Source organism: Lysobacter enzymogenes, from assembly GCF_900106525.1.
GTDB lineage: Bacteria > Pseudomonadota > Gammaproteobacteria > Xanthomonadales > Xanthomonadaceae > Lysobacter > Lysobacter enzymogenes.
Genome location: NZ_FNOG01000020.1, coordinates 1 through 6894, shown reverse-complemented (window position 1 = coordinate 6894; position 6894 = coordinate 1). Strand labels below are relative to the sequence as shown.

Annotated in this window: 8 protein-coding genes; all 8 read right to left on the bottom strand. The window is 69.7% G+C overall.

Annotated features, from left to right (window positions below; genetic code table 11):
* Positions 1-479 precede the first annotated feature (479 nt).
* The gene (locus BLU84_RS25315) at positions 480-992 is read right to left on the bottom strand and encodes a cytochrome c oxidase assembly factor Coa1 family protein (protein WP_074873777.1); all 513 of its coding nucleotides are present in this window, start codon (positions 990-992) and stop codon (positions 480-482) included.
* Between the two features lie 73 nt (positions 993-1065).
* Positions 1066-1779 carry an aspartate/glutamate racemase family protein gene (locus tag BLU84_RS25310; protein ID WP_211664610.1) on the bottom strand — a complete coding sequence of 238 codons (714 nt, stop codon included), beginning with the start codon at positions 1777-1779 and terminating at the stop codon, positions 1066-1068.
* Between the two features lie 141 nt (positions 1780-1920).
* Positions 1921-3600, bottom strand: a complete 1680-nt coding sequence (locus BLU84_RS25305) for a M20/M25/M40 family metallo-hydrolase (RefSeq protein WP_074873775.1) — start codon at positions 3598-3600, stop codon at positions 1921-1923.
* 126 nt (positions 3601-3726) lie between these two features.
* Complete coding sequence (locus BLU84_RS25300) at positions 3727-4302, bottom strand: hypothetical protein (protein ID WP_074873773.1); 576 nt, start codon at positions 4300-4302, stop codon at positions 3727-3729.
* A gap of 24 nt (positions 4303-4326) precedes the next feature.
* Positions 4327-5088, bottom strand: coding sequence for a transporter (locus BLU84_RS25295; RefSeq protein ID WP_074873771.1), 762 nt, complete (start codon positions 5086-5088; stop codon positions 4327-4329).
* Positions 5089-5141: 53 nt separating this feature from the next.
* Entirely contained in the window at positions 5142-5513 is a 372-nt protein-coding gene (locus BLU84_RS26975; protein ID WP_074873765.1) for a hypothetical protein, read from the bottom strand.
* Between the two features lie 151 nt (positions 5514-5664).
* Positions 5665-6159: a nuclear transport factor 2 family protein gene (locus BLU84_RS25285; RefSeq protein ID WP_083383103.1), complete on the bottom strand. Its 495-nt coding sequence runs from the start codon at positions 6157-6159 to the stop codon at positions 5665-5667.
* Between the two features lie 337 nt (positions 6160-6496).
* Positions 6497-6894, bottom strand: a 398-nt coding sequence (locus BLU84_RS27630; protein WP_211664609.1) for a hypothetical protein, incomplete at its 5' end; no start/stop codon positions are given.

Below are 6894 nucleotides of genomic sequence, written 5' to 3'. Positions count from 1 at the left end.
CTACAGTCGGATACGAAACCAGCCGGAGCCCCTGTAGGAGCGACGCAAGTCGCGACCGCGCCAACGCACCTACGACGAACTTCGCCTATGCCTCTTGGTTACACCTGACGACCAGCGAAGATCAAATGCTTCCGTCCGCAAGCGGCCGGGTCACTTTCTTTGTCCAAAGCAACAAAGAAAGTAACCAAAGAAAGTGCTTTTTCCTGTTTCGAATCAAAAGCCACTATCGTTCGGAGCCTGCGCGGGGATGCGCCACACAGGCCATCCATGGCCTGGGTGGCGCACGGCGCGCGTCCTGCGCGCCGCCCTTCGGGTCTACGGTTGCCTGTGGCGAGTTCGTGGCGGCGGGGGCAGCGAAGAGCAACGGCAACGGCAAGATCAAAATGGATTCCGGCTTTCGCCGGAATGACGAATTGCAGGTTGCGGGGGGCGCGAACCTCGCGGCGAAGCGAAGCGGGAAATCGCCGCCAGAGCGTCGCTCAAGCCGCAGCCGATTCTTCCGCAGGCGCCTCGCCCTCGTCCTTGCCATCTTCCGGTGCCGTCTCCAACGGCGCCGCCGGTTTCGCAGCGGGACCGAGCAAATCGATCCGCCGCTCGCTGCCGTCGATAGCGACTTCGATCAAGCGATACGTCCAGCGATCCGCCTCGCGCGAGCCTTTGATATAGATGCGGCCGCTGCCCTTCGGCCCGGTGATCGGCAGCGACAGATCGGCCGCGCCGCTGTCGTTGTCGGTGGTCAGCGAGCCCTGGAAGCCCAGGCCGGTTTCCAGCGGTTCGCCGAATGCGGCCTTGACCTCGGGATTGGCCTGGGCCAGCTGCATCGCGTGGCGCACCGGTTCGCTGCCGCTCATCAGGCCCGACACGCCCTTGATGCCCAGGCCGATCAGGCCGAACAGCAGCAACGCGCCGAGCAGCAGCACGGTCAGGCAGCCGGTGGGGACGAACCATTTCCAGTTTCGGCCGAACCAGCCGGGGTTGGGACGATCGTTCATTGCGCACTCCTGTCGCAGCGGATACGGCCAGTGTGGCTTGCGAATGCGGCCGGCACCACCCCGCGGCGTGCGCTCAGGCCTGGCCGATCGACGCGAGCGCCGCGGCGCGCGCGTGCAGCGCGGCGGTGTCGAACAGCGGGACATCGACGTCGCCCTCGCCGATCAGCAGGCCGATCTCGGTGCAGCCCAGGATGACGCCCTGCGCGCCGCGCGCGACCAAGCCGGCGATGATCTCGCGATAAATCTGCCGCGACTCCTCGCGAATCACACCCACGCACAGCTCGTCGTAGATGATCCGGTGCACCGCCTCGCGTTCGGCCTCGTCCGGCACCAGCACTTCCAACCCGTGTTGTTGTTGCAGCCGCTGGCGATAGAAGTCCTGCTCCATGGTGAAGCGCGTGCCGAGCAGGCCGATGCGGCCCAGGCCGGCGGCGCGGATCGCCGCGCCGGTGGGATCGGCGATGTGCAGCAGCGGCAGTTGCGCGGCCTGCTCCACCGCGTCGGCGACCTTGTGCATGGTGTTGGTGCAGATCACCAGCAACTGCGCGCCGCCGTCGCGCAGCGAGCGCGCGGCGCGGCCGAGCAGCGCGCCGGCTGCGTCCCAGTCGCCGGCGTGCTGCAGGCGTTCGACTTCGGCGAAGTCGACGCTGTACAGCAGCAGCCGCGCCGAATGCAGGCCGCCGAGGCGCTCGCGCACGGTCTGGTTGATCAGGCGGTAGTACGGCAGGGTCGATTCCCAGCTCATGCCGCCGAGCAGGCCGAGAGTGCGCAGGTGGGGTTCGCTCATGGCTTCGAGTATAGGCGGGGCGGCGGCGGGCTGAGCGCAAGGCGTCGGGCCTGAAGGCCCTCGCACAGGAGCGGCGGCTCCACCGGTTTTTGTAGGAGGGCCTTCAGGCCCGACGCTTTCCTCTCAGCCGCGACCAAGCCTTCAAGGCTTGGCCCCCTTGGCGAACTTCTCGCCGAAGAAATCCCCCGCATTCCACGCCGGCCGCTGCGCCTGCCCGGCAATCGCCTCGCCGATGCGCGCATTGAGCCGCGCCAGCCGCGCTGCGTCGGCGTACTGGATCGGCTGCGAAACATCGTCGCCGGGCCGGTGATATTCGCCGCGCAGGAACTCGCCGAACTGGCGCTTGGCCGCCTCGCTGCCGGTCAGCCCGCCGATCAGATACACCGCCGGCACGCCGTTGCGGATGAAGGCGTACTGGTCGCTGCGGATGAAGATGCTTTCCTCCGGCAACGGATCCGGCGACAGCGTCACCCCGGTTTGCGCCGCCGCGCGGGTCAGCACCGTCTGCAGGCTGGAATGCTCCACTCCGATCGGGATCACATCGGTGGTCGGCGCCAGCAGTACCGGCATGTCCATGTTGACGTTGGCCACCAGCTTCGCGCCCGGGGGGCTGGGATGGTCGGCGAACCAGTGCGCGCCGAGCAGGCCCTTCTCCTCGCCGGTCAGCGCCACGAACAGCAGCGAGCGCTTGCGCGGCGCCGCGCTGTCGGCGAGCTGCCGCGCCGCTTCCAGCATCACCGCCACGCCCAGCGCGTTGTCGAGCGCGCCGTTGTAGATCGCATCGCCCTTCACCGGCGCGCCGATGCCGAGGTGGTCCAGGTGCGCGGTGAACGCGACATGCTCGCCGCGCAACGCCGGGTCGCGCCCGGGCAGACGGCCGACCACGTTGCGCGACTGCGCCGGTTGGAGCGTGTTGCGCGCCGACAGGCTCAGCGTGCCCGGCAGGTCGTAGCCGCGCAGTTTGCCGTCGCGTGCCTGGCGGAACAGCGCGCCGGTGTCGTGGTCGCCGGCGTCGAGCACGGCCGCGGCGCGCGCGGCCGCTACGTTCGCGACCACGCGCAACTGCGGGAAGGTGTCCAGCGCGCGGCCGTCGGCATCGCGCAGGCGCATGCCGGGCTTGTCCCAGTTCAGCGCGCCGCGCGCCCACGGGCTGCGCTTCTCCTCGTCGTCGGTGGCGACGATCACCGCGCCGATCGCGCCGCGCTGCGCCACCGCCGCGAGCTTCTCGCGGTAGCCGCTGTAGAACGCGCGCCGGTCGTGATCGAAGCGCTTGGGCGCGCCGTTGAAGAACACCGCGATCTTGCCGCGCAGGTCGATGCCGGTGAAGTCGTCTTGCTCGAGCTCCGGCGCGAACACGGCCTGGCCGACGAACGCGGCCGGCGCGGTCACCTGGTTCTGGCCGCTGGCGAAATCCAGCTGCGGCAGGAATTCGTCGCGGAACTTCAACGCCACCGTGCCGGTGGCGCGTTCGATCCGCAGCTCGCCGCCGCCGTCCAGGCGCTGCGCGCGCAGCAGCGGCACGTTCTGGAAATAACCGCCGTTCTCGCCGGCCGGCTCGGCGCCGAGCGCGCGCAGGCGTTCGGCCACGTACAGCGCGGCCAGGTCGAAGCCGCGGGTGGCGGTTTCGCGGCCTTCCAGCAGGTCGTCGGCGAGGAAGCGCACGTCGGCTTCGATCCGGCGCGCCTGCGCCGCGTCGTTGTCCGCGCCGGCGGCGGGCGGCGTTGCGGCCGCGGGAGCGGGAGCGGCTGCGCGGTTGCAGCCGGCCAGGACCAACAAGGTGCAGCAGCACAACGCGGCGATACGACGGGCTGGACGATGCATCGGGGCTCCGGCGGCAGCGCGCCGGGCGCGCACTGACGGCGACGCTAGCACCGCCGCGGGAGCCGCGCCACGCCCATCGGTTCGGCCGCGGCGCGGGTCATTGCCCGTCGTCGCGACGGTGCGCGTTCAAAGCAAGTAGTTGGAAAACAGCAACAGCCACAGCACCGCGCCGATCACCAGCCACACGTAATTGGCCGGCCCCAGGCGGCGGTTGCCGTCGCCCTGCGGATCGCCGCTGGCGCGGTTGGCGGCGGCCTGCATGCGCAGCAGGCTCAGGCCGATCGGCACCAGCATCGCGGTGCCGATCAGGTCGCTGTACGGCAGGCCGATGTTGCGCGCGGCCAACTGGTCGGACACGTTGCCCAGGATCTGGCTGACCACGTACGCCGTCGCGGTCGCGATCGGCGCCCAATCCGAGCGCTCGCCGCGCTCGCGTACGGCCTCGTCGAGGCGCTTGGCCAGGGAGTGGGCGAAGAACACCGCGAAGATCGCCCGCGCCACCGGCCACACGGTCTGCTGCGGATGGCGGCGGCTGTAGCGCGCCCACTGCATGTAGAACCAGTACAGCTGGTACAGGCCGAGGGTGAAGAAGAACAGCAGGCAGAACTTGAACGGCGCCACCACGTAGAAGCGGCCGGTGCCGGCGGCCGGCGCGTCGGCGACGACGTTGGCGGTGGGCGGGGCGTAGACGTTGTCTTCCATGAGCGGTACCTGCGGCGAAACGGATCAGCGGAAGAACAACGATACGCCCACGCCGCCCTGCCAGTCCGGCGCGGCGTCGTTGAGGCCCGCGTCGAGCGAGGCGTCGAGCTGGATCGTCGGGGTGGCCATGAAGGTCACGCCGGCGCCGGCCACGCCGGTGTCGGGCGCGTGCGCGGTGCGAGTCCAGCCGGCTTCGAGGTAACCGCCCCAGCGCGCGCTGAAGGCGCGGCTCAGGCTCGGCGAGAACGTCCAGGCGTCTGCGCCGCCGCTGCGTTCGACATTGAGGTAAAGCGAGCCGGAGGTGGCGTCGTCGAAGTCGTAGGCGACGGTGGCGCCGAGCGCGTAATGGTCGCGCCCGTCGCTGAAGTCGCGGTCGCCGGTGGCGACGGTGGCGCTGCCGAGCACGGCCCAGCTGAATTTGTCGTTCGACGAGGGCAGCGCCAGCTTCAGCGCCAGCGCGGTGTCGCCGCCGCCGCGCGCGCTGCTGCGCATGCCGCCGCCGCTTTGGCGCTGGTAGTTGTAGGGCGAGGTCGCCAGCTGCAGTTCCAGCGTATCGGTCAGGCCCAGACGCAGGTTGGTGTCGGCGCTGTAGCCGGTGCTGCGCACGCCGCCGCTGCGGTCGCGCTGGAAGTCGGGCAGCCCTTGTTCCCAGGCGAAACCGCCGCGCGGCAGGGTGCCGGTGGAGAACGCGATGCCGGGGCGGTCGAACGCGGGCGGTTCGGACGAAGCGGAGGACGACGGCGAGGACGGATCGGATGCCGGCGTATCGGCGCGCGCCGGCGGCATCGATGCCGCGGCCGCGAACGCGCCAACGCACAGCGCCGCGAACCGCCCCGCTGTCACGGCTTGACCCACTTGCCGCGCTGCGCCTCGCAGGCGCTTTGCACCGTCGCCAGCGCTTCGGGCGCGCGCTTGTAGTAATAGATCCGCGCCTGCGCGCCCATCGGCGCCTCGCACACGCCGTCGGCGCCGCCGGGGCAGGCCGCGACGATGCGCGCGTCGGCGTGGCCGCCGACTTCCTCCAGCCCCGGCACCTTGCCGTTGCATTGCTGCTTGAGCTGGTCGTCGGGCAGGTTCTGATCGGTTTCGGTGCACTCGTTGATGACCATGCCGCCGATCTGGCCCTGGATCAGGCAGGCGCTCTTGGCCTGCGCCAGAGTCGGGGCGGCGGCGATCAGCAACACGGCGAAGCTCAGGCGAAGGCGAGGCATGGCGGGCTCCGGTCGGGACGGGAGGCCACGACGGAACACGGCCGGCGGCCGCGGCCCGCTGCGTGGACGCGGCGTCACTGTAGCGCGCGGCGGCGAGGGCCGGGGTGCGGGCGCGTCCGAAATCGTGCGCGAGTCCGCACCCGCGCCGCCTTCACTGCTGCGCCGGTTTGGGCTTGGAGTACCACAGCGCGTTGACGATGATCCAGCGGTCGCCGAATTTTCCGAGGTGGAAGAAATCGACGAACCACGGCGTTTCCGCGCGCGCGACCGCGGCGTTGCCGGCGACGTCGAGCGCGGTGCAGCTGCGGTTCCATTGCGCCTTGGGCGTTTTGAGCGCGCCGCGGCGGGTCAGGTCGACCAGTTCTTCCTTGCTCATGCGCCGCAGCCCGAGTTTTTCGTCGGCGGTTTCGCCGAGTGCGCGGCGTTTGGCGAGGTCGGGGTGCAGGGAGCGGGCGACGCGCTCGGGGTCGCCTTCGAGCTGGCCGTCGAGGTAGTCGAAACAGGTGGCTTCGATGGCGGTGCGGGTGGCGGGGTCGATGGTTGGCGTGGGGGCGTCGGCGGCTGCGGGTGTGTCGGCGAAGGCGGCGGATGCTGCGGTCGCTAGAGCGGCGACGGCGATGAAGCGCAGCGAAGTGGAAGCGGTCATGGAGTCCTGCTCTTGAGCGGCAGGCGGCGGCCCTTCGGCCTGTCGTGCCGCCGCGATCGCACGATGGGGCGAGCATGTCCGGCAGCGGTGGCGCAGGCAAATGCCATTGGTCGTCCCTGGCGCGTGGCCGCCTTCCCTGGCGCTGCCGCAGCAGGACACGAAACCGGCCGAAGCCCCTGTAGGAGCGACGCAAGTCGCGACCAACCGCAGCGACGTAGCTCCGCTGCAACCTCCCGAAGCCCGCAACCCCCACGCCGTCATTCCGGCGAAAGCCGGAATCCAACCGCAGCGACGCGGCTCCGCCGAACTCGCCCGAAGACCCGAAGCTCCCACGCCGTCATTCCGGCGAAAGCCGGAACCCATTTTGATGTTGCTTGTGCTTGTCTCGTAGCAACGAGTGATGACCCGCCAAGATCAACAGCTTCCGTCCGCAAGCGGCCGGGTCACTTTCTTTGTCTTGCCAAAGAAAGTAACCAAAGAAAGGCGCTTTCCCTGTTTTCGAATCAAGAGCCACTAAGGTTCGGTGCGTTCGCAGGGATGCGCCACACAGGCCATCCATGGCCTGGGTGGCGCACGGCGCGCGTCCTGCGCGCCGCCCTCCGGGTCTCTCATTGCCTGTGGCGAGTTCGTGGCGGCGGGGGGAGCGAAGAGCAACGGCCACGGCAACGGCCATACGCATTCCGGCTTTCGCCGGAATGATGATCTCGGGGGTTCGTATCCGACTGTAGGAGCGGC